The sequence below is a fragment of the Pseudomonas sp. FP2309 genome, assembly GCF_030687575.1.
Classification (GTDB): domain Bacteria; phylum Pseudomonadota; class Gammaproteobacteria; order Pseudomonadales; family Pseudomonadaceae; genus Aquipseudomonas.
Window position 1 is genome coordinate 3,911,106 of the sequence record NZ_CP117439.1, and the last position, 24,717, is coordinate 3,935,822.

A 24,717-nucleotide genomic window follows, 5' to 3' on the forward strand; every position below is an offset into this window, starting at 1 on the left:
GCGTTCAGCCGGCGGCCAGTTGCCGCGCCGCGCCATTGCGCCAGCGGGCCAGGTGCTGCTCGGCGTAGCGCCGCATGCAGCGCAGTACGGCGCTTTCGTGCTGCACGAGAAAGAAGTGGTGGCCGTCAAACATGTCCAGGGAAAAACCACTGGCGGCATCGAGTTGCCAGTCGAGCAATTGGTCGGCGCGCACGCTGTCCTGCTTGCCGCCAAACACGTGGATCGGCATTCCCAGGGGCGCGCGCCGGCCGTAGGTGAAGCTGCCGCAGAGCAGGAAGTCCGCGCGCAGGATCGGCAGCATCAGTTGCATCAATTCGGGGTTGGCCAGGGCTTCTTCGGCGGTGCCCTTGAGCTCACGCAGGCGCTCGATCAGTTGCTCATCGGTCTTTTCGATGGCGTATTCGCTGACGTCGCGGCGCGCCGGACCGGCCGTGCCGGAGGCGAACAGGGCCAGGGGCGCCGGCGCATTGCGCGCTTTCAGCGCGTGGGCCAATTCGAATGCCAGCAGCCCGCCAAGGCTGTGCCCGAACAAGGCGTAGGGCCCATTCAGGTCGCGGCTGATCTCATCGGCCAACTGGGCGGCCAAGGCCGTGATGTCGCGCTGCAACGGCTCGTCCATGCGCATGCCACGGCCCGGTAATTCCAGCGGGCACACCTGCAACCACTCCGGCAGGGCTCGACGCCAGCGCGCATACACCATGGCACTGGCGCCTGAATAGGGCAGGCAGAACAGGCGCAGTCGGGTGGGGGTACTCATCGCTCGAGTACCGCGAACTGAAACACGCTGTGTGCACGATAAAAACCCATCTCGTCCTCCTGCGGGTGCTGATCCTTGGCCGCCTGACTAACGGACCTGTCACCCAAAAGAACGGACGGCATCGGCAAATAATTAGTCGTCGGCCACCTACGAGACACACATCACAGCTTACGAGAAGGCACAAGATTAGTTCGCCTTCTCATTTGACAATCATTATCATTCAGCCTAATTTGTTGCCCGATGTGTAGGAGGCCTCAGCAAGGACGCCCTCCCCCAACCTCTTTATCAAGGTGATTTCCATGACGGAACAAGTATCCACAGGCAGGTGCGACTCACCACTTCTGCAGGCGTTCGTCGACAATCGACTGATCCTGGTGAAGATTGCAGCACGCATCACCGGGTGCCGCTCCCGTGCGGAAGATGTGGTGCAGGACGCCTACTTCCGATTGCAGTCGGCGCCGACCATTACGTCTTCGTTCAAGGCCCAGTTGAGCTATCTGTTCCAGATCGTGCGCAACCTCGCCATCGATCACTACCGTAAGCAGGCACTGGAGCTCAAATACTCCGGGACGGAAGAGGAAGGCTTGAATGTGGTCATTCACGGCGCGTCACCGGAAACCTCCCATATCAATTTCAACACCTTGGAAAACATCGCCGACGCCCTGACGCAGCTACCCCAGCGTACCCGCTACGCGTTCGAGATGTACCGTCTGCACGGCGTGCCGCAAAAGGACATCGCCAAGGAACTGGGGGTCTCGCCCACATTGGTGAATTTCATGATTCGCGACGCGCTGGTGCATTGCCGCAAGGTCTCGGGCAACCACAGCGACACCTTTGCACGGCGGGTTTGACGGCCCGCTGATCGCTCCCAGGGCGGGAACGATCAGCGGTGGTTCAGACTAATCCACACCGCGCAAAAAACCGCTCCCGCCCCAGGATCATCAGCGCCGCGCGCTTGTGCGGGAAGTCGAACTCCTTCTCGCAATGGAAGCACTGGTTGTGCATGTGACCGATCATCTTTGCGTTATCGGCACGGGGCTCCGCCACCACGCGTTGGGTACGCGGATCATCCAGAAACAGGTAGTGCACCAGCGCCGACAACCAACTGGCAACCTTGTGCGGACCGCGATGATGTTCCTCGCCCACCAGCATGTGAATGCCCCGATCATAGTCGCCGGCATCGTAGAACGGTGCGATACGGTCTTCCTTGGCCCAGTAGGCTTCGAAGTAGGCAAAGGGTTCGTCATCGAAACAGCCGATCAACGTGAGGGTGTGCGGGTCGGCTTGCAGCTTGCCGAGGTAGTCACGGTGCTGTTCGAGGCTGCCGCTTTCCTGCCAGAAATTCGCCACCCGCGCGCTGTTCTGCCAGCGATTGAAGCGCGCTACGTCCACGTCGATCTCCACGGTACGCAGTGAAATCCACGCGCCAAGACGTGCGTCGAAACGGCGGTACACCTCACCACGCGGCTTGGGCGCACGGGCGGGATGGCGCTTGCCATCACTGATGATCATCTGTTGCGGGTAACTGCCACTGGGCGCGTGCCCCAGCCACGGCTGGGGTAACTGCCAGAACAGGGTGCGCTCACAGTGGTATTGCCCGGGGCTGTCACTGCTCACCAACAGCCCACTGCGCAAGGCTTCTTCGGGCGCATGCTCAAGATGCCAGGTCAGGCGCTGGCGGGTCGGCTCCTTGACGAACAACCAGTAGCAGGCCGCCCACAACGCCCTTGCCGATGGCACCTCGTTGGCCTGCTGCAGGTGCACGTGCAGTTCGTCACCGCGCTCCAGGCGCAGCCGGGCCAACGGCTGGCCTTCCAGGGTCAGGCTCAGGTGGCTTTCGGTTTCATCGGCATTCAGGGCAGGCCCGGCCGGCAACGGCAAGACCGACAGGTCATTCAGATTGGACATGGAAAGGGCTCACGCTCGTCGACAGATAAAGAAGTGACGTGAGCCACACGCGCAAATTTAGCCGTTCAAGGTGCCGCCATCACATCGATGCGGTACGGCTCGAAAATCTTCAGCATCTGCCCGCTGTCGCGCAGCCCCTTGAGCAACGCCGAAAACGCCTCCGCGGTGATCGGCGCCTTGGGCCGTAGCAAGGCGTAATGGTGATACACCTGGTCGATGCGCTCCGACACCAGGAACTGCCCCGCCATGTCGGCGTTACGCACCATGAAGTCACTCAGGTAGGAGCGGGTCACCAAGGCGATGTCGGCCCGCCCACGGGCGACCATCAGCAGGTTGCTGTCATGGGAGTAGGTCAACGTGGCGTTGAAGTGCTCGGCCATGTACTTGGGGTCGGAGTTGAAGTGGGCGAAGGCATAGTGATAACCGCTGAACACCGCCAGGCGTTTGCCGTCCAGGTCCGCAAAATAACGCTGCTCGCGACCGAGTTTGCGTTGGGCAACGAAAATTTCCGCATCCTCAAGGCCCATGTCGACGGCCGTATGGGGGATTTCCTGCCAGCCCCAGTCGGGGTTTTCGAAGATGGCCATGTCGATCCGGCCTTGTTCGAAATCGCGAAAGCGCCGGGGAATGGAGGTGGGCACCAGCACAAATTGGTAATTGCTTTGCGCGGCGTTCAAAGCCTCGACCAGTTGCGGCAACAGACCGGTGTCGGCGCCCTGCTCCGGGCGCACGGTATAGGGCGGGAAATGTGCCGCACCGATGCGCACCAACTGCGCCGCCGACGCCGGCATCCACCACGCGGTGCCGAGTGCCCATAGAGTAAGTCCTGCAGCCAATCGCCATGGCGTTAACATCAAGGCACGCACCGTTCAACACATTGATGGCGATAAGCTAGGCGTTTTTAACTGGCGAGACAACTTTTCATCGGCAAATTAATGGCTTGCGCCTCAATCGGCTTTCAGAACCATCAACAACGCCTCTTGGGCCAGTTGCTCCAGGGTCAGACTGCCTTCGGCACGGAACCAGGTGGTGGTCCACGATAACGCCCCGGTGAGAAAGCGCCGCGCAATGAACACGTCCCCCTTGATATAGCCCGCGGCCTTGGCTTCCCCCAGCACCTGCAGCCAAATCTCTTCGTACACATCGCGCAGGGCCAGCACCCGGGCCTGGCCGTCGTCCGACAGCGAGCGCCATTCGTACACCAACACCGCCATGGCCTCGCCACTGCCGCCCATGATCGACTGCAATTCGCAGCGAATCAGCGCCAGCACGCGCTCACGCACATTCCCCGCCTCCTGCAGCGACGCGCGCATCAGCGCGGTGTTGTAGCGGATGGTTTCCTCCATCACCGCGCGCAGGATCTCGTCCTTGCTCTTGAAGTGATGAAAAATACTGCCGCTCTGGATCCCCACCGCGCCAGCCAGGTCACGCACGGTGGTGCGCTCGAAGCCCTTGTTGCGAAACAGGTGAGCCGCGGTTTGCAGCAACTTGCCCCGGGCGCTGTCGGGGTCGGTCAATTGGCCGCCGTCGATCAGGGTGCGCATCACCCGCAGGGCTGTTTGCTCATCCATGCCACTCTCCTTTACTTCTACTCACGTCGTGGCCGGCAATTTAGGCCGTGCCCGCCACCCAAGCAAGCGCTTGGCTAAAACTTGTGACAGGCGTTTACAAACCAAGCGCTTGCTTGGTAGTCTCGGCAACAGCCACTCGAGGAAGGATTTCTCATGAGCAAGACGGTTCGTATCGGCTGTGCCAGCGCCTTCTGGGGCGACACCTGCACCGCGGCCGCGCAGTTAGTGCACGGCGGCAAGCTGGATTACCTGGTGTTCGACTACCTGGCGGAAGTCACTATGTCGATCCTGGCCGGCGCACGGTTGAAAGACCCTCAAGCCGGTTACGCCACGGATTTTGTCGAGGTGCTGACACCCCTGCTGGCCGAGATCCAGCGCCAGGGCATTCGCGTGATCAGCAATGCCGGCGGCATCCACCCCCAGGCCTGCGCCGCCGCCCTGCAAGCGGCCTGCGACAAGGCACACATCCCGCTGAAAATCGCCGTGTTGCTCGGCGACGATCTGCACCCCCAGCTCAAACACCTGCGTACGGTCAGCGACATGTTCAACGGCGCGCCGCTGCCGCCGATGTGTGTGTCCGCCAATGCCTACCTCGGCGCGCCGGGCATCACCCAGGCCTTGCAGCTGGGCGCCGATATCGTCATCACCGGTCGGGTGGTCGACAGCGCGGTGGTCAGTGCCGCGCTGGTGCACGAATTCAATTGGGCGTGGCACGACTACGACCGCCTCGCCCAGGCCGCCCTCGCCGGGCATATCATCGAATGCGGCGCGCAGTGCACCGGCGGTAATTTCACCGACTGGCGCGATGTGCCCGACTACGAAAACATCGGTTTCCCTATCGTCGACGTCAGCGCCGACGGCGCGTTCACGGTGAGCAAGGTCGACGGCACCGGCGGGCTGATCAGTGAACTGAGCGTGGCCGAACAACTGCTGTACGAAATCGGCGACCCGCGCGCTTATTTATTGCCCGATGTGATCTGCGACTTCAGCCAGGTTGAGGTGCAGCAACAGGGCGAAAACCGCGTTCACCTGAGCGGCGCCCACGGCATGCCGCCGACCGACACCTACAAGGTCAGCGCCACTTACCCCGACGGTTTCCGCTGCACCGCCAGTTGCCTGATCGCCGGGATCGACGCCGTGGCCAAGGCCGAGCGGGTCAGCCAGGCCATCATCAACAAAACCTCGCACTTGTTCAGCCAGCGCGGCTGGGCGCCTTACACCGAGGTGAACATCGAACTGCTGGGCAGCGAAGCCACCTACGGCGCCCACGCCCTGCGCCATGACTGCCGTGAGGTGGTGGTCAAGCTCGCCGTACGCCATCCGAACAAACAGGCGCTGGTGCTGTTCGCCCGCGAGATCGCCCAGGCGGCGACGGGCATGGCGCCGGGGTTGACCGGGATCGTTGGCGGGCGGCCGACGGTTTATCCGTTGATTCGGCTGTTTTCGTTCCTGATCGATAAAGCCCAGTGTGAACCGGTGGTCGACTTCCAGGGCCAGCGCCACCCCTGCATCCTGCCGCCCGCGACGCCCCTGGCCACGCCCACCGCGCCGATGGAAGCGCCAAAACCCCAAGGCCGCGCCGACGCCAGCGTCCCCCTGGTAAAACTCGCGGTGGCGCGCTCCGGCGACAAGGGCAACCACAGCAATATCGGCGTGATCGCGCGCCGCCCCGAGTACCTGCCGTGGATCGCCGAGGCCCTGACGCCCGAGGTGGTCGTCGACTGGATGAGCCACGTACTTGACCCCCTCATCGGCCGCGTCGAGCGTTGGTATCTGCCGGGCAGCCACAGCTTGAACTTCCTGCTGGAAAACGCCCTGGGCGGCGGCGGTATCGCCAGCCTGCGCATCGACCCCCAAGGCAAGGCCTTCGCCCAGCAACTGCTGGAAATCCCCATCGCCGTGCCGCAACACCTCGCCGATCAACTCACCTAAGGAGCGCTGCCGTGGCCTTCGATTCAATCTTCAAAGCCGACCTGTTTCACGGGCAGACCGTGATGGTCACCGGTGGCGGCAGCGGTATCGGCCGCTGCACCGCCCACGAACTGGCGGCCCTGGGCGCCCAGGTGGTGCTGGTGGGGCGCAAGCCGGACAAGCTGCAAACCGTCGCGGCAGAAATCGTCGAAGACGGCGGCAGCGCCCATTGGCAGGTGTGTGACATCCGCGATGAAGAGGCGGTGAAAGCACTGGTCAGCCGGATCCTTCACGCACACGGTCCCATCCACGGGTTGGTCAACAATGCCGGGGGCCAGTACCCCTCCCCGCTGGCATCGATCAATCAGAAAGGCTTCGAAACCGTGCTGCGCACCAACCTGGTGGGCGGCTTTCTGGTGGCCCGCGAAGTGTTCAACCAGTCGATGAGCCGTCACGGCGGCGCCATCGTCAACATGCTCGCCGACATGTGGGGCGGCATGCCCGGCATGGGGCACTCGGGGGCCGCCCGCGCGGGCATGGACAACTTCACCAAGACCGCCGCGGTCGAGTGGGGCTGCGCCGGGGTGCGGGTCAACGCGGTGGCGCCGGGCTGGATTGCGTCCAGCGGCATGGACACCTACGAAGGCGCGTTCAAGGCGGTGATCCCCACCCTGCGCGAGCATGTGCCGCTCAAGCGTATCGGCACCGAATCGGAAGTCAGCGCGGCCATCGTGTTCCTGCTCAGCCCGGCTGCGGCGTTTATCAGCGGCAGCACCCTGCGCATCGACGGCGCCGCCAGCCTGGGCAGCCGCGCCTGGCCGCTGCACAAGGCACAGCCGCCGAGCGCGGCGTTCAATGGTTTCCACCGCGCCTATCTGCCGGATGTGCTCAAGGAAGGGACCTGAACCATGCCGCTGATCGAAAGCCTGATCGACCCCCACAGCCCGCAGTTCGTGCAGAACCGCGATGCCCTGCTGGCGAGCATCGAGCACCTGCGCCAACTGGAGCAAACCCTGCTGGACAAGGCCCAGCAAGCCAAGCCCAAGTTCGACAGACGCGGTCAACTGCTGCCCCGCGAGCGCCTCAACCTCTTACTGGACCCCGGTGCACCGTTTTTGGAACTGGCGAGCCTGGCCGGCTATAAGCTGCACGATGACAAGGATGGCAGCGCGGCCGGTGGCGGCTTGATCGCGGGTATCGGCTATGTCAGCGGCGTGCGCGTGCTGGTGGTGGCGAACAACAGCGCGATCAAGGGCGGCACCATTTCCCCCAGCGGCCTGAAAAAATCCCTGCGCCTGCAACAGATCGCCCTGGAAAACAAACTGCCGGTGGTGACCCTGGCCGAGAGCGGCGGCGCCAACCTCAACTATGCCGCCGAGATTTTCGTCGAAGGCGCGCGCAGCTTTGCCAACCAGGCGCGTATGTCGGCCATGGGCCTGCCGCAAATCACCGTGGTGCACGGCTCGGCCACGGCGGGCGGGGCTTATCAGCCGGGGTTGTCGGATTACGTGGTGGTGGTGCGCGGCAAGGCCAAGCTGTTTCTCGCCGGGCCGCCGCTGCTCAAGGCCGCTACCGGCGAAGTCGCCACCGATGAAGAACTCGGCGGCGCCGAAATGCACGCGCAGATAGCCGGCACCGCCGAATACCTGGCGGAAAACGACGCCGATGGGATCCGCATCGTGCGGGAGATCGTCAGTCTGCTGCCTTGGAATGCCCACCTGCCGCCGGCGCCGGCACGTATGTTCAAGGAGCCGCTGTATGCCATCGACGAACTGCTGGGGCTGATCCCCGATGACCCGAAAAAGCCCTACGACGTGCGCGAGATCCTGGCGCGCCTGGCCGACGGTTCCAATTTCCTCGAGTTCAAAGGCGAGTTCGACGCCCACACCGTCTGCGGCCACTTGCACATCCAGGGCCGTGCCGTGGGGGTAATCGGCAATAACGGTCCGATCACCCCCCAAGGGGCGAGCAAGGCCGCGCAGTTTATCCAGCTGTGTGACCAGAGCCGCACGCCGCTGCTGTTCCTGCACAACACCACCGGTTTCATGGTGGGCACCGAGTCGGAGCAGCAGGGGGTGATCAAGCACGGCGCGAAGATGATCCAGGCGGTGGCCAATGCACGGGTGCCTAAACTCACGGTGGTGGTCGGTGGCTCTTACGGCGCGGGCAACTATGCGATGTGCGGGCGAGGCCTGGACCCGCGCTTTATCTTCGCCTGGCCCAACAGCCGCACGGCCGTCATGGGTGGCGCCCAGGCGGGCAAGGTGCTGCGCATCGTTACCGAGGCCAAGCAGTTGAAAGACGGTTTGGTGCCCGACCCCAAGGTGCTGGATATGCTGGAGCAGGTCACCGCGCAGAAACTCGACAGCCAATCCACTGCGCTGTATGGCACGGCAAACCTGTGGGATGACGGGCTGATCGATCCACGCGACACCCGTACCCTGCTCGGTTTTTTGCTGGATATCTGCCATGAAGCCCAGGTGCGGGAACTGCAACCCAACAGCTTCGGTGTGGCGCGTTTCTAACAGGAGAACAAGAACAATGATCTTCACCCAGGAACACCAGGAACTGCGCCGCACCGTGCGCGCCTTCGTCGACCGCGAGATCAACCCCCATGTGGATGAATGGGAAAAGGCCGGGCGCTTTCCCATCCACGAGATTTTCCGCAAGGCCGGCGACCTGGGCCTGCTGGGCATTTCCAAGCCCGAACGCTTTGGCGGCATGGGCCTGGACTACAGCTACTCGATCGTCGCCGCCGAAGAATTCGGCACCATCCACTGCGGCGGCATCCCCATGTCCATCGGCGTGCAGACCGACATGTGCACCCCTGCCCTCGCCCGTTTCGGCTCGGATGAACTGCGCGATGAATTCCTGCGTCCCGCCATCAGCGGCGAGCAAGTGGGCTGCATCGGGGTCTCGGAAACCGGTGCCGGTTCGGACGTGGCCGGGCTCAAGACCCACGCGCGCAAGGACGGTGCCGACTACGTGATCAATGGCAGCAAAATGTGGATCACCAATTCGCCAAGCGCCGACTTTATCTGCCTGCTGGCCAACACCTCGGACGACAAGCCGCATATCAACAAGTCGCTGATCATGGTGCCGATGAACACCCCCGGGATCAGCGTCAGCCCGCCCCTGGAAAAGCTCGGCATGCACAGCTCGGAGACCGCCCAGGTGTTTTTCGACAATGTGCGTATCCCCCAGCGCAACCGCATCGGCCATGAAGGCGCGGGGTTCATGATGCAGATGTTGCAGTTCCAGGAGGAACGTCTGTTTGGCGCGGCCAATATGATCAAGGGCCTGGAGTACTGCATCGACAGTACCATCGCCTATTGCAAGGAGCGCCAGACCTTCGGCAAAGCGCTGATCGACAACCAGGTGATCCACTTCCGCCTCGCGGAGCTGGCCACCGAGATCGAATGCCTGCGGGCGCTGGTCTACCAGGCCACCGAGCAGTACATCAAAGGCCAGGACGTGACCCGCCTGGCCTCCATGGCCAAACTCAAGGCCGGGCGCCTGGGTCGCGAGGTCAGCGACAGCTGTCTGCAGTACTGGGGCGGCATGGGGTTCATGTGGGACAACCCGGTCGCGCGGGCGTATCGCGACGTACGCCTGGTGTCGATCGGCGGCGGCGCCGACGAAATCATGCTGGGCATCATCTGCAAACTGATGGGCACCCTGCCGGGGAAAAAATCATGAACACCCTGCTGCTCGAATCCCATAACGGTGTGTTGCATATCACCCTCAATCGCCCCGAATGCCGCAATGCCATGAGCCTGCAGATGGTCAACGAACTGCATGCGGCCTTGGCGCAGTTGGACAGCCAGGTGCGCGCCGTGGTGATCAGCGGCGCGGGCGGGCACTTTTGCGCCGGCGCCGATGTGAAAGACATGGTCAGCGCGGGTGATCAATTGGCCGCGCTGAACCGCGCTTTCGGTGCCTTATTGCAAGCGGTCGAAGCCCTGCCGCAGGTGGTGATTGTGGTGCTGCAAGGCGCCGTGCTGGGCGGTGGCTTCGGCCTGGCCTGCGTGAGTGACATCGCGATTGCCGACCACAAGGCCCGCTTCGGCTTGCCCGAAACGAGCCTGGGCCTGCTGCCGGCGCAGATTGCGCCGTTCGTGGTCAAGCGTATCGGCCTGACCCAGGCGCGTCGCCTGGCCCTCACGGCCGCGCGCTTCGATGGCGTGGAAGCCGAGCGCCTGGGGCTGGTGCATTTCACCGAACATGACCCCCAAGCCTTGGCCGAACGACTCGATCAGGTGCTGGGCCAGGTCTTGCAGTGCGCACCGGGGGCCAATGCGCGCACCAAGGCGCTGTTGCTGGCCAGTGTCGAGCAGCCGTTGGGGCCTTTGCTGGATGAGGCCGCACAGTGGTTTGCCGAGGCGGTGAGAGGTGAAGAAGGGATTGAGGGCACGCAGGCGTTCGTGCAGAAGCGCCAGCCGGGGTGGTGCATATGACGCCTCCACCACGGGACAACGCCATGGGGGCGTTCAGCAAAATCCTCATCGCCAACCGCGGCGAAATTGCCTGCCGCGTCCAGCGCACCGCCCACGCTCTGGGTTACCGCACGGTGGCGGTCTATAGCGATGCCGATGCCGAAGCGCTGCATGTGCACATGGCCGACGAAGCCGTGTGTATCGGCCCGGCCCCCGTGCAGCAGTCCTACCTGAACATCCCGGCCATTCTTCACGCGGCAAAGATCACCGGCGCCGATGCGGTGCACCCCGGTTACGGTTTTCTTTCTGAAAATCCCGCGTTCGCCAAAGCGTGCTTCGACGCCAATCTCACCTTCATCGGCCCCAGCGTCGAAGCCATCGAATTGATGGGCAGCAAGCGCCTGTCGAAACTGGCCATGCTCAACGCCGGCGTGCCCTGCATCGCCGGCTACCAGGGCAGTGACCAGGACGACAGCACCCTGCAACAGCAGGCTGAGCGCATCGGCTACCCGTTGATGATCAAAGCCAGCGCCGGCGGCGGTGGGCGCGGCATGCGCCTGGTGCAGCAACCCGAGCAGCTGCTGGAGCAACTGCGCACCGCGCGTTCCGAAGCGCTGAACGCCTTCGGCAGTGATGAGCTGATTCTGGAACAGGCGCTGATCGAACCGCGTCACGTCGAAATCCAGCTGTTCGGCGACAGCCACGGCCACCTGATCTACCTCGGTGAGCGCGACTGCTCGATCCAGCGCCGCCATCAAAAAGTCATCGAAGAAGCGCCCTGCCCGGTGATGACCGCCGCCTTGCGCCAGGCCATGGGCGAAGCCGCGCTCAAGGCCGGTCGTGCGGTGAGCTACGTGGGCGCCGGCACCGTGGAGTTCCTGCTCGACCGCCACGGCCAGTTCTATTTTCTGGAAATGAACACGCGCCTGCAGGTCGAGCACCCGGTCACTGAGCTGACCACCGGCTTCGACCTGGTGGCCTGGCAACTGCAGATCGCCGCCGGCCAGACGCTGCCGGTCACCCAAGAGCAAGTGACGCTGACCGGCCATGCCATGGAAGTGCGCCTGTACGCCGAAGACCCGGCACGCGGCTTCGTACCGCAAACCGGGGACGTGCTGCGCTGGGAACCGGCGCCCGGTGTGCGGATCGACCATGGGCTGCGCGAAGGCGACACAATCAGCCCGTTCTACGACGCCATGCAAGGCAAGATCATCGCCCACGGCGCCACCCGTGAAGAGGCGCGGCGCAAATTGCTGCGCGCGGTGGAAGATACGCGGCTACTGGGGGTCGCGACCAACCAGCAGCTGTTGATCGACGTGCTCAAGCATCCGGGTTTTATCAACGGCGATTTCAGCACCGGGTTTCTCGCCGAGCACTTCAATGTCATAGCGCAGCCGACGGTCACCGATGAACAACTGGCCCTGGCCGCTGCGCTGTTCCATCAACACAGTGCCGACCTGCACCCGCACGGCCTGGCGGGATGGCGGAACAACGCCAGTGTGCCCAACACCTTGCGCCTTGAGGTCAACGGCGACATTCACAGCGTCACCGTAGCCCCGCTGCACCTGACCACCGACGGCCGCCACGCGACCCTGGTGCGCGACGGCATCCGCCGCCGCATCGCCTATCACCTGGACGGTGATCGGCTGTGGCTGGCGGGCCTGAGCGTGACCAACCGCACTCACCAGGTCGCCAGCCGCCACGCCGACGCCAGCAGCGGCACAGTCAAGGCGCCGATGGACGGGGCTATTGTCGAGGTGCGCGTACAGGCCGGTGAGCACGTCAGCAAAGGCCAACTGCTGCTGGTGCTCGAAGCGATGAAAATGGAGCAGCCGCTCACGGCGGGCATCGACGGCATTATCAAACACGTGCGGGTCATGGCCGGCGATCAGGTGCGCAATCGTCAGGTGTTACTGGAGATCGAATAGGCCCTGGGCGGAACTACAAGGCCGGGCTACGCTCTATCCCCATCAAGAAGGGAAGAGTACGGGAACCTGCACGATGCCTCATTGGCTGATTATTGACCTTGAAGCCACAACGGATGAAGGCGGCTGGCCCGTGACGGAGATGGAAGTCATCGAGATCGGCGCAAGCCTGGTGAACCGCCAGGGCCGTGAACTGGATCACTTCCAGCGTTTTGTGCGGCCGTTGCGCCGTCCCTTGCTGACGCCCTTTTGTCGCCAACTGACCCACATCACCCAAGCGAATATCGACACGGCCGCGCCCATCACCGAGGTGTGGCCGCTGTTCGAGCGCTGGCTGGGCCGGCATCTCGGCCCTCTGGAAGGCTGGGCCAGTTGGGGCGACTATGACCGCGCGCAGCTTGAACTCGAATGGCAGCGCAACCGCTTGGCCAGTGCTCTGGCGCAAACGCCCCACGTGAACCTCAAGCAGCGCTTCGCCAAGGCCCGGCGTCTGGACAAACCCCTGGGGCTCAATGGCGCCCTGCAATTGGCGGGGATGCAGTTCCAGGGTCAGCAACACCGGGCACTGGAAGATGCGCGTAACACCGCACGCCTGCTGCCGCTGATTTTGCCGGTCTAGGCAGCTCCCCTGGCGTTGGGCATACTGGCCGACCTTTTCAGACCCTTTTTCCGAGGATTGGCCCATGTTCAAAGTCAACGAGTACTTCGACGGCACCGTCAAGTCGATCGCTTTCGGCACCGCAGAAGGTCCGGCGACCATCGGCGTGATGGCTCCGGGTGAATACGAATTCGGCACGGCCCAGCGTGAAATCATGCACGTGGTCTCCGGCGCCCTGACCGTCAAACTGCCCGACGCCAGCGACTGGGAAACCTTCGCCGCCGGCAGCCAGTTCAACGTACCGGCCAACAGCAAGTTCCAACTGAAAGTCGCCGTGGACACCGCTTACCTGTGCGAATACCGCGGCTGAGGGTTACACCGCGCATAAAAATGCCCGTCTCGCAGGAGACGGGCATTTTTATGGGCTCGGGAATTATTCGAGGATCGTCACCGGCATGCCCACCTCCAGGCGCCCGAGACCATCGTTGACCAGGTTCTGGCCAAACATCACGTCACCGTCGCGCTCGCGATAGGTCTTGAGGGTGGCCAGGGGCTCACGGTCCGCACTGCGCTCGCCGCTGGCAGGGTCGATGGTGGTGAGGATGCAGCGTGAACAGGGCTTGACCACGCGAAACTCCACATCGCCGATGCGCACACGCTTCCAGCCATCTTCGGCAAACGCCTCACCGCCTTCGATCACCAGATTGGGTCGAAAACGCAGCATCTCCATGGGGCGGCCGATGCGCTGGGATACGTCGTCCAGCGACGCCTGGCCGATAAGCAACAGCGGGAACCCGTCGGCGAAGGCCACCTTGTCGTCGTCCTTGCCGTAGCCGTCTTGCGTGGTACGCGCCCGTTCGACCGGGACATGCACCAGTCGCGTCGGCTTGCCGATAAAGTCGCTGACCCAGGCCGCCGCCGCATCACCGGCGTCCGGCACGCGCAGGGTGTCGCGCCAGATGGTCACCCCGCGCAAGTCGGTGTCAGGGCCCGGCAGCGCCACCTCCACGGTGGCGTGCCCAGGCGAGCTGAGGGTCAGGCCGCCGGCGCTGCTGCACAAGGCCGACAACTGGCCCATCTTCGCCACCGCACGCTGCGTGAGGAAACGCCCGCTGGCCTCGTCCACCAGCATCCAGCGTCGATCCCCGGCCAGCCCGAGTTTATCCAGGCCAACGTGCTGCAACGTCTCGGCCTTGCCGGACTTCAAGGGGTAACGGTACAACGCGCTGAGACGAAGCATGGGCCTGCATTCCTGAGGGGGCAAAGGTGCCACCCTAAGGTCAAGCCGAGGCTTCGTCCAGCATCAGTCGTTGACGCACCACATCCACCAGCTTGTCCGGCTGGAATTTGGACAGGAAGTTGTCGCATCCGACCTTCTTCACCATCGACTCGTTGAAGCTGCCCGACAGCGAGGTGTGCAGCACCACGTAGAGCTTGCGCAGGCGCGGGTCGTTGCGGATTTCGGTGGTAAGGCGATAGCCGTCCATCTCAGGCATTTCGGCATCGGTGAAGATCATCAGCAGCTTGTCGGTCATCACGTGGCCCGCATCGGCCCAGCCCTTGAGCATGTTCAGCGCCTTGAGACCGTCGCTGGCGATGTGCATCTTCACGCCCAACTGGCCGAGGGTGTCGCGCAGTTGCGACAGGGCGACGTTGGAGTCGTCCACCAGCAGTACTTCGCGGCCGCGGGCACGCTCCAGTACCGGGTCTTCGAGTTTTTCACGGGAGACCTTGGCGTTGTAGGGCACGATTTCGGCGAGGACTTTTTCCACGTCGATGATTTCCACCAACTGGTCATCGACCTTGCTGATGGCCGTGAGGTAGTGCTGGCGACCGGCACTGGTCGGCGGCGGCAGGATGGCTTCCCAGTTCATGTTGACGATACGGTCCACGCCACCGACCAGGAAGGCCTGCACCGAGCGGTTGTACTCGGTGACGATGATGGTGCTGTTCGGGCCCGGCACGAGCGGGCGCATGCCGATGGCCTGGGACAGGTCGATCACCGGTAACGTCTGGCCACGCAGGTTGACCACGCCACACACGAACGGATGACGCTGGGGCATCAGGGTGAGCTTGGGCAGTTGCAGGACTTCCTGAACCTTGAACACGTTGATCGCAAACAGTTGCCGCCCGAACAGGCGGAACATGAGGATCTCCAGGCGATTCTCACCCACCAGTTGCGTGCGTTGGTCTACCGTGTCGAGAATGCCGGCCATTAAATGCTCCTGGTGTGCGCTGGAAAGTGTGGCGCTAAGGGGATGTGCTGTTCACTTACGCTAGTTATCGGCGGCGAACGGCAGACCTTGACCCCTAGTAAAATGCCACGGAAACCAATTGATGTCACACTGACATCATGCTTTACTGCGCTGGCTGTTCCAGATGGCAATAGAGCACCGCTGCGCGACATTCAAATCGACGCTTGGTTCCGCTATATAAGGGATTCCCCTATACACAATCAGGCCCAACCTGATATTCGCAATATCTAATAGCCATTAATGTGACGCCATTCTCATTGCATGAATGGAGTCAGGCTTTTGTTTGCCATGCCAAGCCCACGGCCCACAGGCCTTTCAGACGTCCACGTCGCGGCCATTGAAGGTGTGCAACAAAGCCTGCTCACGGGGGCTGTGCACGCCCCTTGCCGTTATTCAAGTATTCGTCCTACTGAAAACTCAGAAGCGGCCTACATACTCCGGTTATATTTCAGCGCTAGTTTTACGCCATTCACCCGGTGCGACCTCTCATCACCCGAGCTTATGTTGTGGAGACTTGCATGATGAACGACGGTAACGAGTGGCAATCGGCACTTCCCGAGTTCCTGCTCGAGGCGCAAAGCCTGCTGGCCAAATCGGAAGAGTGCCTGAGCCACCTGCATTTGATCCGAAACGACAGTGACGCCATCGACTGCATAAAAACCAGCCTGATCAGGCTGGCCGAAAAAGCCGATTGCCTGGCGCTGCTGGCGATCAGCGAATTCTCGCGGCACATCCAATGCCTGATCGCCAATGCCGAAAACCCGCTTCAACTGCATGATCAAGCCCTTGACGCACTGCATGACTGCCTGACCTTGCTCGCGTGGCAGTTGGAGTTGATCGACGCAAAAACCGGTCAGCTGACATTGGACGAGACCGAACAAACCACGTTGATCGCCACGGTTGCCGTACAGATCCCGCAAAAGGGCTTGGGTCATAAACCGCAGCAACGTATGCATCACGCGTCTTGACGACTCAGCATCTCGTACTCGACCTGTAGTTATCCGAAAACGACAAATTCAACCTATCTTTTGCAACTAAATATTGCGCAAAAAGATATCAATTAGCCACTAATTGTAACAACGATACAAACCGATTGAATTACGTTAACTTCCCCACTCCCTCAACTCCGGGTTTACTATCCCGGGGTGTTCACGCGGTTAATAACCCGCAAGGCAAGGCACCAGGCGACCAACGGTAAGAGTGGTGGTACTATGCCCCCGCTCGAAGTGACTCAACTTCATGATGCAAATAAACGAATCAATAACGTACTCCAAACACAGCCCGGCCAATCGCCATGACCGGTCTTCCTGCAGTGAACCTTCATTGGCTCCATCCGCTATGCATGCCAGCCTAAAGACCCTCATCGCCAGGTCAACGTCCCGCAGCAATGCACGCCGTTTGATCCTCGCCCTGTGCCTTGGCTCGCTGCTGTTGAGCCTGTGGGCCTACAGTCAATCCGCGCCGCTGCCACTTCTGGTATTGCTGCTTAACCTGGCCACGCTGCTCGTGGTGGGCGCGCAACAGTGGTACTCGCGTAAATCCATCAAGTTCCACCCCCAGGAACTCGCCGAGCGCCTGCTGCAGGTGCAGGAAAACGAACGCCACCGCCTCAGCCGCGAACTGCATGATGACATCGGCCAATTGCTCACCGCCGCCAAGCTGCAAAGCGAATGGCTCAAGCGGCGCCTGCCGGATGAGCTGCAAAGCCAGTGCACGGTGCTGTGCAACACCCTGAATGAGACCCTGGCCAAGGTGCGCGACGTCTCGGCTATCCTCAACCCCCGGCAGCTGGCCAGCCTGGGCCTGGAAGCCAGCCTGCGGGCGCACCTGCTCAAAACCCTGGAAAATACCCCGGTGCACTGGAGCCTGGAATGCCACCAGCGGCTGACCGGCATTCCGGAAGAAATGGCCGTGGCGGCCTTTCGCATTACCCAGGAAGCAGTGACCAACATGCTGCGCCATGCCCAGGCGCGTAACTTGCTGGTGCGCCTGCAACGCCTGCCCGAAGGCCTGTCGCTGATTATCTGCGATGACGGCCAGGGTTTTTCACCCGCCATCAACCCCGGCCTGGAAGGGCAACGGGGCATGGCGGGTATGTCCGAGCGGGTTGATCAACTGGGCGGTCGCTTGTCCGTCAGCAGCCAGCCTGGCGAAGGCACGCGGATCGACGCGCTTTTCCCCTGGGCGCCGCGCGCCCTCGAACGGGCCAGTTCCCCTAAGGTTATCGAGTGACGTGCACATTACTGTTGGTGGATGACCACGTGCTGATCAGGGCCGGCGTACGCGCGCTGATCCAAGACATGCCCGGCTATACGGTGGTCGGCGAAGCCAGCGATGGCGCGCAATTGCTGGAGCAGTTTCACGCCTTGCAGCCCGATATCGTTCTGCTGGACCTCTCGATGAAGCACACCGGCGGCCTGGACGCCTTGCAGCAACTCAAGCGCGTGTACCCCAACAGCAAAGTGCTGATCCTGTCGATGCACACCGACCCGGAACTGATCATGTGCGGGCTGGAGGCCGGCGCCCATGGCTACCTGCTCAAAGACACCACCGCCAACGAGCTGGAACACGCACTGCTGGCGTTGCGCAACAACGAGCGCTACCTGAGCCCGGCCATCGCCCACACCGTGATCACCCAAGCCCTGGTGCGCAGCGGCGGCGGCACCACCCCGGCAGGCCACAGCCATAACCTCACCGCCCGCCAACTGGAAATCCTGCGCCTGATCGTGCGCGGCAAGTCCACTCGGGAAATTGCCCACGGCCTTGGCCTGAGCATCAAGACGGTGGAAGCGCACCGCTCGCAAATCATGAAGCGTCTGCAGATTTTCGACGTGGCGGGCCTGGTGTTATTCGCCGTGCGTGAGCAGATCATCAGCCTGGACGACTAAGGGCGAACCCAGCGGCAGGTGCACGCGAAGCGCCGCCGGCAAGGCCTCAAAACGCAGATCGTCGCCCTCGAGCGGCTCGCCGTCGAGATTGATGTAAAGCCCTTCGGCCTGCTTGATCTGCACCCATGGCAAGCGTGCACGCACGAACATGGCGTCCAGGCCCCAGCCGTTGCTCATCAGCTCGCGCAAGGCGCCCACCACCTCTTGGGGCGCCGGCAGGATACTGACGTCGAGCAAGCCATCATCGGCCATGGCGCCGGGGCATAGTTCATGCCCACCGCCGGCCTGGCGACCGTTACCGATGCCCAGCGCCAGCAGCTCGCCTTTCCAGTGAAAGTCCGGCCCATCCAGCTCGGCATAGGCCGCCGTGAGCTCGCTGAAACGCGTCAACCCGGTGAACAGATAGGCGGCACCACCTAAGATTTTTTTCAAGTCTTCAGAGGTATTGGCAGTCACTTGGCTGCCGAAGCCGCCGGTGGCCATATTCAGGAAGATTTGCCCGCCGACACGGCCGAGGTCGATCGCCCGCGGCGGCACGTCCAGCAACGCCAAGGCCATCGCAGGTTCCAGCGGCACCCCCGCGGCCTTGGCGAAATCATTGGCAGTGCCCAGCGGCATCAGCACCAGGCTGGCATCGGTCCGGGCCTGGGCCATCGCTTCGGCGACATCGCGCAAGGTGCCATCTCCGCCACCCGCGATGATCCGGGTATACCCGGCGTCCAAGGCTTCTTCAACCAGGCGCCGGGCGTCGCCGCCCTCCCACGTGACCCGTACCGCCAACTCCCAGCCTTGCTCACGCCGGGCCTGCACGGCGGCGCGCACGTCCTCGTTGAGGGCCTGCTTGCCGTGAAGGATCAACAGTGCTTTGGGAGTGGTCATCGAGGGAAATCTCCTGGTTCAAAAATGCTCGCAGGATGTGGACCTTGAACCAGTAGGGAAAGTGCAGCCACAAGCGCCAAGTTATCAGCGGCAAGCCAAAACTCGACACGTGCCGCTTGAATCTCGAAGCTTTCAGCCGCCCTTATGCAACTTACTCATCAATTGCGCTTCGGCCTGGGTCAAGCCGCACGACTGGGTCAGCTCATCCACCGTCGCCCCCATGCCCACCAATTTCGCCGCCTGGGCAAACGACAGGCTGGAGGGGTCACGCTGCTCGATCTGCGCCAGTTTGTCCGGCAACGGCCCGAGAATGGCGCGCAGTTCATGCACCTCATCCCCCACCTTCACCGCACTTTGCTGGTAGTGATCGACACGCTTGACCAGCTCCAGGATGCGCCGGTCCCGCAACGCATCGCGCTCGGCCTGTTGCAACGCCAGCTCCCGCTGCTGGCGCACGTAGCGCAGAAAAAACGCAAGTGTCCCGGCCCACAACAGGGCCAGGACAATCACCAGGGCCTCAAAGAACAATCAGATACTCTCCAGTTCCGACCATTCTTCTTCGCTCATCATCTTGTCCAGCTCAACCAGAATCAGCAGTTCGTTGTTCTTGTTGCACACGCCCTGGATGAACTTGGCCGATTCTTCGTTGCCCACGTTCGGCGCGGTTTCCACTTCCGATTGGCGCAGGTAAACCACTTCGGCGACGCTGTCGACCATGATGCCAACCACTTGCTTATCGGCTTCGATGATGACGATACGCGTGTTGTCGCTGACTTCGACGGTATCCAGGCCAAAGCGCTGGCGGGTGTCGATGACCGTCACCACGTTGCCGCGCAGGTTGATGATGCCCAGCACGTAGCTTGGCGCACCCGGGACCGGCGCGATCTCGGTGTAGCGCAGCACTTCCTGCACGCGCATCACGTTAATGCCGTAGGTTTCATTGTCCAGTTTGAAGGTAACCCATTGCAGGATCGGATCATCCAAACCTTGTGCAGACGCTGACTTGTTCATAGCTGTGACCCCTTCAAATGCCGATGTAGGCGGCGTGTGTACTTCTTTTGGCCTTACTCGCGCGCGGCCCTTATTGTTCAATCAACTGCGTTTGGTAACCGGCATCGCTTTGACGGCACCGCTGGCGATCAACTCGGCCAGTTCGGCGACGTCAAGCAACGCGCACATATGTTCGATCACGGTGCCCGCCAGCCAAGGCCGCTGGCCCCGGTGGCTGCGCCATTTAATTTCATTGGGGTCCAGGCGCAACGAGCGGCTGACTTGATGCACCGCCAGCCCCCATTCGTAGCCCTGCACCGAAATCACGTATTGCAAGCCCTGGCGGAAGTCATCGCGGTAGCGGTCGGGCATCACCCAGCGCGCGGTGTCCAGCACCTTGAGGTTGCCGGCCTGGCTCGGCAGGATGCCAAGGAACCACTCCGGCTGCCCGAACAACGGCGTCAGCTCCTGGCCTTCCAGGGAATAGATCGACCCCAGACACACCAGCGGTACCGCCAGGGTCAACCCGGCAACGTCGAACAGCAAACATTCGAACGGCTCGGCTGCCCAGGCCGGGCGCCCGTCACCGGTGACCGGCGGCGGCGTTATGCTCGGCGGCAGATGCACTTCCACGACGGGCTCGACCACCACTGGCGCCACCACGGCGGGCGCGCTCGGCACCACTACCGGCGCGACCACTTGCGCATCGCGGGCCTGCTCTTCCAATACGGCCAGCTGGAACTCATCCAGCGTGCTCGATGCCGGCACGTCCAGCGCAGGCTCGAGTACCAGGATCGGCTCCGGCAGTTCTTCCTCGGTCGCATCCTGCAACAAGGCATCCAGATAGGATTCCAGCGCCAGTTGCGGCCGGGTCTTGACCTTGAGTTCCACGGGACGGTTCATCATCAGGCCACCTGCGCCACAAGCTGCTGGGACAGCAGGTGTTTGAGTAACGCGCGATAGGCCAGAACGCCGCGGCTTTTACCGTCGAACTGCGACGGCGTGAGCCCGGCACGACTGGCATCGCGCAAGCGCGTATCCACGGGGATGTAACCGTTCCAGATGGTCTCCGGGTAGGCGTCGCGCAGCACGCGCAAGGTACCCATCGACGCCTGAGTACGGCGGTCGAACAGGGTCGGCACGATGCTGTACGGCAGTGCCTGTTTGCGCGAACGGTTGATCATCGCCAACGTGCTGACCATACGCTCCAGGCCCTTGACCGCCAGGTGCTCGGTCTGCACCGGGATCACCAATTGCTGGCTGGCCGCCAGGGCGTTGACCATCAGCACGCCCAGCAACGGTGGGCTGTCGATGATGGCGTAGTCGAAATCCTGCCAAAGTTGCGCCAGGGTCTTGGCGATCACCAGGCCCAAACCGCTCTGCCCCGGCGACTGACGCTCAAGGGTGGCCAGCGCGGTGCTCGATGGCAGCAGGGAAATACTCTCGCTACTGGTGGGCAGCAACAATTGGCCGGGCAAGTCGCTCGGCACACTGCCCTTGTGCAGGAACAGGTCGAAACAGCTGTGCTCCAGGGCATCCGGGTCGTAACCGAAATAGCTGGTCATCGAGCCATGGGGGTCGAGGTCAACCACGACCACGCGCTTGCCCGCTTCGGCCAGCAAGCCGGCTAAGGCGATGGAGGTGGTGGTCTTGCCGACCCCACCTTTTTGATTGGCAACTGCCCAGACTCTCATTCGGATGGTTCCTCCCGGTGGGCACATGCGCGACCGAGACATTGCATAAGTTATTGAGCCGGTGACGGAGAATTGACGGCACTCTGCCGAACCGGCGGCTTAACAGGGGCCGGTGCAGTTTGTGTGCCAGCACGCTTCAAAGCCGCGTCCGGTGTTGCATTGGCGGTGCCCGTACCAGTCAGGCTACGGCGCACATCCAGGTTTCGTGAGACCACCAACACCACTCGACGGTTGCGCGCGCGGCCTTCGAACGTGGCGTTATTGGCCACCGGCTGGAACTCGCCATAACCCACCGACGCCAGGCGCCCTGGGTTCACACCCTGCATCGCAAGCATGCGCACGATGCTCGCGGCACGCGCCGAGGACAGCTCCCAGTTGGTCGGGTACTGCGCCGTACTGATCGGCACATTGTCGGTAAAGCCTTCGACATGCACCGGGTTGTCGAACGGTTTGAGGATCGCCGCCACCTTGTCGATGATGGTGAACGCCTGGTCGCTGGGCATCGCATCGGCACTGGCGAACAGCAGGCTGGAATTAAGCTCGATCTCGACCCACAACTCGTTGCCGCGCACAGTCATCTGGTTGGAGCTGATCAGGTCGCCAAACGCCGCGCTGATGTCATCGGCGATGCTTTTGAGCGGGTCGCTGGTGCCGCCCACGCCGGCAGCGGTTTCATCACTGTCGTTAACCAGCGGTTTGGCCGGCGTCACGGTCCTGGGCCGCTCTTCACCGATAGGGATCGGCTTGAGTGCGCGATCGGTATCGTTGAACACGCCGATCAGCGCCTGGGAAATGACTTTGTACTTGCCTTCGTTGATCGACGAGATGGAATACATCACCACAAAAAACGCGAACAGCAGGGTGATGAAATCCGCGTAGGACACCAGCCAGCGTTCGTGGTTAACGTGTTCTTCAGGCTCGCGACGGCGACGGCTCACAGGCAGGCACCTCTCTGTACACAACGTTCGTAGCCGCACTGCCACAAGTAAGTGTTCATGCCCATCAATCCATGAAGCCCTGGAGCTTGAGTTCGATGGAGCGTGGGTTCTCGCCCTCGGCGATCGACAGGATCCCTTCGAGCAACATTTCGCGGTAACGCGACTGGCGCATGGCAATCGACTTGAGCTTGCTCGCCACCGGCAGCAACACCAGGTTGGCACTGGCAACCCCGTAAATGGTGGCGACGAACGCCACGGCGATGCCGCTGCCCAGTTGCGAAGGGTCGGCGAGGTTGCCCATCACATGGATCAACCCCATCACTGCACCGATGATGCCGATGGTCGGCGCATAGCCGCCCATGCTTTCAAAGACTTTGGCGGCGTTGATATCGCGGCTTTCCTGGGTGTAGAAATCCACCTCGAGAATGCTGCGGATAGCCTCCGGCTCGGCGCCGTCCACCAGCAATTGCAGGCCTTTGCGTGCGTAGCTGTCGGGCTCGGCATCGGCCACGCCTTCCAGGCCCAGCAGGCCTTCCTTGCGTGCGGTGAGGCTCCAGTTGACGACACGGTCGATGCCGCCCGCCAGGTCCACGCGCGGCGGGAAAATGATCCAGATCACAATCTGCATCGCACGCTTGAACGAACTCATCGGCGATTGCAGCAAGGCGGCGCCCACGGTGCCGCCAATCACAATCAGTGCCGCCGGGCCGTTGGCCAGGGCGCCAAGGTGGCCGCCCTCCAAGTAGTTGCCGCCAATGATCGCGACAAACGCCATGATGATGCCGATCAGGCTCAACACATCCATCAGAGGCAGGCCTCCACCAGATGCTTGCCGATATCGTCCAGGCTGTAGATGGCGTCGGCCAGATCAGCTTTGACGATCGCCATGGGCATGCCATAGATCACGCAGCTGGCTTCGTCCTGGGCCCAGATCGCACTGCCGCCCTGCTTGAGCAGGCGCGCGCCTTCGCGGCCGTCGGCACCCATGCCGGTGAGCACCACCGCCAGAACTTTGTCGCCGTAAGACTTGGCTGCCGAACCGAAGGTGATGTCCACACACGGTTTGTAGTTCAGGCGCTCATCGCCCGGCAGGATTTTGATCGCGCCACGCCCGTCAACCATCATCTGCTTGCCACCGGGGGCCAGCAGCGCCAGGCCAGGGCGCAGGATGTCGCCGTCCTCGGCTTCCTTGACGCTGATGCGGCACAGCTTGTCCAGACGCTCGGCAAACGCCTTGGTAAAGGCCGCAGGCATGTGCTGGATCAACACGATCGGCGCCGGAAAGTTGGCCGGCAACTGGGTCAACACCCGCTGCAACGCCACTGGGCCACCGGTGGAGGTGCCGATGGCGACCAGCTTGTAGGCCTTGCGCTTGGGTGCCGGCGAATGCGCGGCAGCAGGCGCGGCGGCGCGTACCGGCGGCGCGGCAGGCCGTGCAAGCGGTGCTGGCGCCGGGCGGCCGAACGTGGAACCGGTGGGCGCAGCAGGTGCCGCCACCGGTGCCGGAGTGGGCGCCGGCGCACTGAACAAGCTGCGACGATTACTGCGGGAAATGCTGTGGACTTTCTCGCACAGCAGTTGCTTGACCTTCTCGGGATTGCGCGAGATGTCTTCGAAATTTTTCGGCAGGAAGTCCACCGCCCCCGCGTCCAGCGCATCGAGGGTCACTCGGGCGCCTTCGTGGGTCAGCGAGGAAAACATCAAAACCGGGGTCGGGCAGCGTTGCATGATGTGCCGAACTGCCGTGATGCCATCCATCATCGGCATCTCGTAGTCCATGGTGATCACATCCGGCTTGAGCGCAATGGCTTGATCAATCGCCTCTTTGCCGTTGGTGGCCGTACCGACCACCTGGATGCTTGGATCGGCGGAAAGAATTTCCGAGACGCGGCGGCGGAAGAAACCTGAATCGTCCACCACCAGGACCTTGACTGCCATAAACACTCCGTTAGGTGGGGCAGGCTTTA

26 protein-coding genes are annotated in these 24,717 nt (G+C 62.4%); 12 read left to right on the top strand and 14 right to left on the bottom strand.

All coding sequences use genetic code 11. The features are described from left to right. Positions 1–4 precede the first annotated feature (4 nt). Positions 5–757, bottom strand: coding sequence for a thioesterase II family protein (locus PSH59_RS17875; protein WP_305393335.1), 753 nt, complete (start codon positions 755–757; stop codon positions 5–7). A 299-nt stretch (positions 758–1,056) separates the two neighbouring features. Here PSH59_RS17875 and PSH59_RS17880 point away from each other — a divergent pair, with 299 nt between their 5' ends. Next, positions 1,057–1,608, top strand: coding sequence for an RNA polymerase factor sigma-70 (locus PSH59_RS17880; RefSeq protein ID WP_248077842.1), 552 nt, complete (start codon positions 1,057–1,059; stop codon positions 1,606–1,608). Positions 1,609–1,651: 43 nt separating this feature from the next. Here PSH59_RS17880 and PSH59_RS17885 read toward each other — a convergent pair whose 3' ends face one another. From PSH59_RS17885 to PSH59_RS17895, 3 genes are all read right to left on the bottom strand, one after another. Further along, complete coding sequence (locus tag PSH59_RS17885; protein ID WP_305393336.1) at positions 1,652–2,665, bottom strand: GNAT family N-acetyltransferase; 1,014 nt, start codon at positions 2,663–2,665, stop codon at positions 1,652–1,654. 65 nt (positions 2,666–2,730) lie between these two features. Then, a complete protein-coding gene (locus PSH59_RS17890; protein WP_305393337.1) occupies positions 2,731–3,519 on the bottom strand; it encodes an ABC transporter substrate-binding protein in 789 nt (262 codons plus the stop codon). 93 nt (positions 3,520–3,612) lie between these two features. Next, complete coding sequence (locus PSH59_RS17895; RefSeq protein ID WP_305393338.1) at positions 3,613–4,236, bottom strand: TetR/AcrR family transcriptional regulator; 624 nt, start codon at positions 4,234–4,236, stop codon at positions 3,613–3,615. A gap of 153 nt (positions 4,237–4,389) precedes the next feature. Here PSH59_RS17895 and PSH59_RS17900 point away from each other — a divergent pair, with 153 nt between their 5' ends. The 8 genes from PSH59_RS17900 to PSH59_RS17935 all read left to right on the top strand — a co-directional run bounded on the left by PSH59_RS17900 (position 4,390) and on the right by PSH59_RS17935 (position 13,476). Beyond that, positions 4,390–6,168 (top strand): acyclic terpene utilization AtuA family protein, encoded by a 1,779-nt coding sequence (locus PSH59_RS17900; protein WP_305393339.1) that lies wholly within the window; start codon positions 4,390–4,392, stop codon positions 6,166–6,168. A gap of 11 nt (positions 6,169–6,179) precedes the next feature. Further along, the gene (locus tag PSH59_RS17905) at positions 6,180–7,052 is read left to right on the top strand and encodes an SDR family oxidoreductase (RefSeq protein WP_248077852.1); all 873 of its coding nucleotides are present in this window, start codon (positions 6,180–6,182) and stop codon (positions 7,050–7,052) included. A gap of 3 nt (positions 7,053–7,055) precedes the next feature. Next, positions 7,056–8,672, top strand: coding sequence for a geranyl-CoA carboxylase subunit beta (gene atuC / locus PSH59_RS17910; RefSeq protein ID WP_305393340.1), 1,617 nt, complete (start codon positions 7,056–7,058; stop codon positions 8,670–8,672). 16 nt (positions 8,673–8,688) lie between these two features. Next, the gene (gene atuD / locus PSH59_RS17915) at positions 8,689–9,846 is read left to right on the top strand and encodes an acyl-CoA dehydrogenase family protein (protein WP_248077856.1); all 1,158 of its coding nucleotides are present in this window, start codon (positions 8,689–8,691) and stop codon (positions 9,844–9,846) included. Next, positions 9,843–10,604: an enoyl-CoA hydratase/isomerase family protein gene (locus PSH59_RS17920; RefSeq protein ID WP_305393341.1), complete on the top strand. Its 762-nt coding sequence runs from the start codon at positions 9,843–9,845 to the stop codon at positions 10,602–10,604. The genes atuD and PSH59_RS17920 overlap by 4 nt, the downstream gene beginning before the upstream one ends. A 23-nt stretch (positions 10,605–10,627) precedes the next feature. Continuing rightward, positions 10,628–12,511 (top strand): acetyl/propionyl/methylcrotonyl-CoA carboxylase subunit alpha, encoded by a 1,884-nt coding sequence (locus PSH59_RS17925; RefSeq protein WP_305395310.1) that lies wholly within the window; start codon positions 10,628–10,630, stop codon positions 12,509–12,511. 73 nt (positions 12,512–12,584) lie between these two features. Then, positions 12,585–13,127, top strand: a complete 543-nt coding sequence (locus PSH59_RS17930; protein ID WP_248077860.1) for an exonuclease domain-containing protein — start codon at positions 12,585–12,587, stop codon at positions 13,125–13,127. Positions 13,128–13,191: 64 nt separating this feature from the next. After that, the gene (locus PSH59_RS17935) at positions 13,192–13,476 is read left to right on the top strand and encodes a pyrimidine/purine nucleoside phosphorylase (RefSeq protein ID WP_058424671.1); all 285 of its coding nucleotides are present in this window, start codon (positions 13,192–13,194) and stop codon (positions 13,474–13,476) included. A 63-nt stretch (positions 13,477–13,539) separates the two neighbouring features. Here the strand turns inward: PSH59_RS17935 and PSH59_RS17940 are convergent, their stop codons facing one another. Together PSH59_RS17940 and PSH59_RS17945 are read right to left on the bottom strand one after the other, a co-directional pair. Then, positions 13,540–14,346 (bottom strand): MOSC domain-containing protein, encoded by an 807-nt coding sequence (locus PSH59_RS17940; RefSeq protein ID WP_248077862.1) that lies wholly within the window; start codon positions 14,344–14,346, stop codon positions 13,540–13,542. Positions 14,347–14,386: 40 nt separating this feature from the next. Further along, positions 14,387–15,322 (bottom strand): chemotaxis protein CheV, encoded by a 936-nt coding sequence (locus PSH59_RS17945; protein WP_248077864.1) that lies wholly within the window; start codon positions 15,320–15,322, stop codon positions 14,387–14,389. Between the two features lie 557 nt (positions 15,323–15,879). Between PSH59_RS17945 and PSH59_RS17950 the strand changes: the two genes are divergently transcribed. From PSH59_RS17950 to PSH59_RS17960, 3 genes are all read left to right on the top strand, one after another. After that, positions 15,880–16,329, top strand: a complete 450-nt coding sequence (locus PSH59_RS17950; RefSeq protein ID WP_305393342.1) for a hypothetical protein — start codon at positions 15,880–15,882, stop codon at positions 16,327–16,329. 370 nt (positions 16,330–16,699) lie between these two features. Then, positions 16,700–17,593 (top strand): sensor histidine kinase, encoded by an 894-nt coding sequence (locus tag PSH59_RS17955; protein ID WP_305393343.1) that lies wholly within the window; start codon positions 16,700–16,702, stop codon positions 17,591–17,593. After that, positions 17,590–18,249, top strand: a complete 660-nt coding sequence (locus tag PSH59_RS17960; protein WP_248077869.1) for a response regulator transcription factor — start codon at positions 17,590–17,592, stop codon at positions 18,247–18,249. The genes PSH59_RS17955 and PSH59_RS17960 overlap by 4 nt, the downstream gene beginning before the upstream one ends. Here PSH59_RS17960 and yegS read toward each other — a convergent pair. The 8 genes from yegS to PSH59_RS18000 form a co-directional block, all read right to left on the bottom strand. Then, entirely contained in the window at positions 18,208–19,128 is a 921-nt protein-coding gene (gene yegS / locus PSH59_RS17965) for a lipid kinase YegS (protein ID WP_305393344.1), read from the bottom strand. The genes PSH59_RS17960 and yegS overlap by 42 nt on opposite strands. 132 nt (positions 19,129–19,260) lie before the next feature. Continuing rightward, positions 19,261–19,656: a DUF2802 domain-containing protein gene (locus PSH59_RS17970; protein WP_248077871.1), complete on the bottom strand. Its 396-nt coding sequence runs from the start codon at positions 19,654–19,656 to the stop codon at positions 19,261–19,263. Next, positions 19,657–20,139: a chemotaxis protein CheW gene (locus PSH59_RS17975; protein WP_005790025.1), complete on the bottom strand. Its 483-nt coding sequence runs from the start codon at positions 20,137–20,139 to the stop codon at positions 19,657–19,659. Between the two features lie 81 nt (positions 20,140–20,220). Beyond that, the gene (locus PSH59_RS17980) at positions 20,221–21,021 is read right to left on the bottom strand and encodes a CheW domain-containing protein (RefSeq protein ID WP_305395311.1); all 801 of its coding nucleotides are present in this window, start codon (positions 21,019–21,021) and stop codon (positions 20,221–20,223) included. Positions 21,022–21,023: 2 nt separating this feature from the next. Next, positions 21,024–21,812: a ParA family protein gene (locus PSH59_RS17985; protein ID WP_248077872.1), complete on the bottom strand. Its 789-nt coding sequence runs from the start codon at positions 21,810–21,812 to the stop codon at positions 21,024–21,026. Between the two features lie 50 nt (positions 21,813–21,862). Then, positions 21,863–22,750, bottom strand: coding sequence for a flagellar motor protein MotD (gene motD, locus PSH59_RS17990; protein ID WP_248077873.1), 888 nt, complete (start codon positions 22,748–22,750; stop codon positions 21,863–21,865). Between the two features lie 64 nt (positions 22,751–22,814). Beyond that, positions 22,815–23,555, bottom strand: a complete 741-nt coding sequence (locus PSH59_RS17995) for a flagellar motor protein (protein WP_248077874.1) — start codon at positions 23,553–23,555, stop codon at positions 22,815–22,817. After that, entirely contained in the window at positions 23,555–24,688 is a 1,134-nt protein-coding gene (locus tag PSH59_RS18000; RefSeq protein WP_248077876.1) for a chemotaxis response regulator protein-glutamate methylesterase, read from the bottom strand. The genes PSH59_RS17995 and PSH59_RS18000 overlap by 1 nt, the downstream gene beginning before the upstream one ends. Positions 24,689–24,717 lie beyond the last annotated feature (29 nt).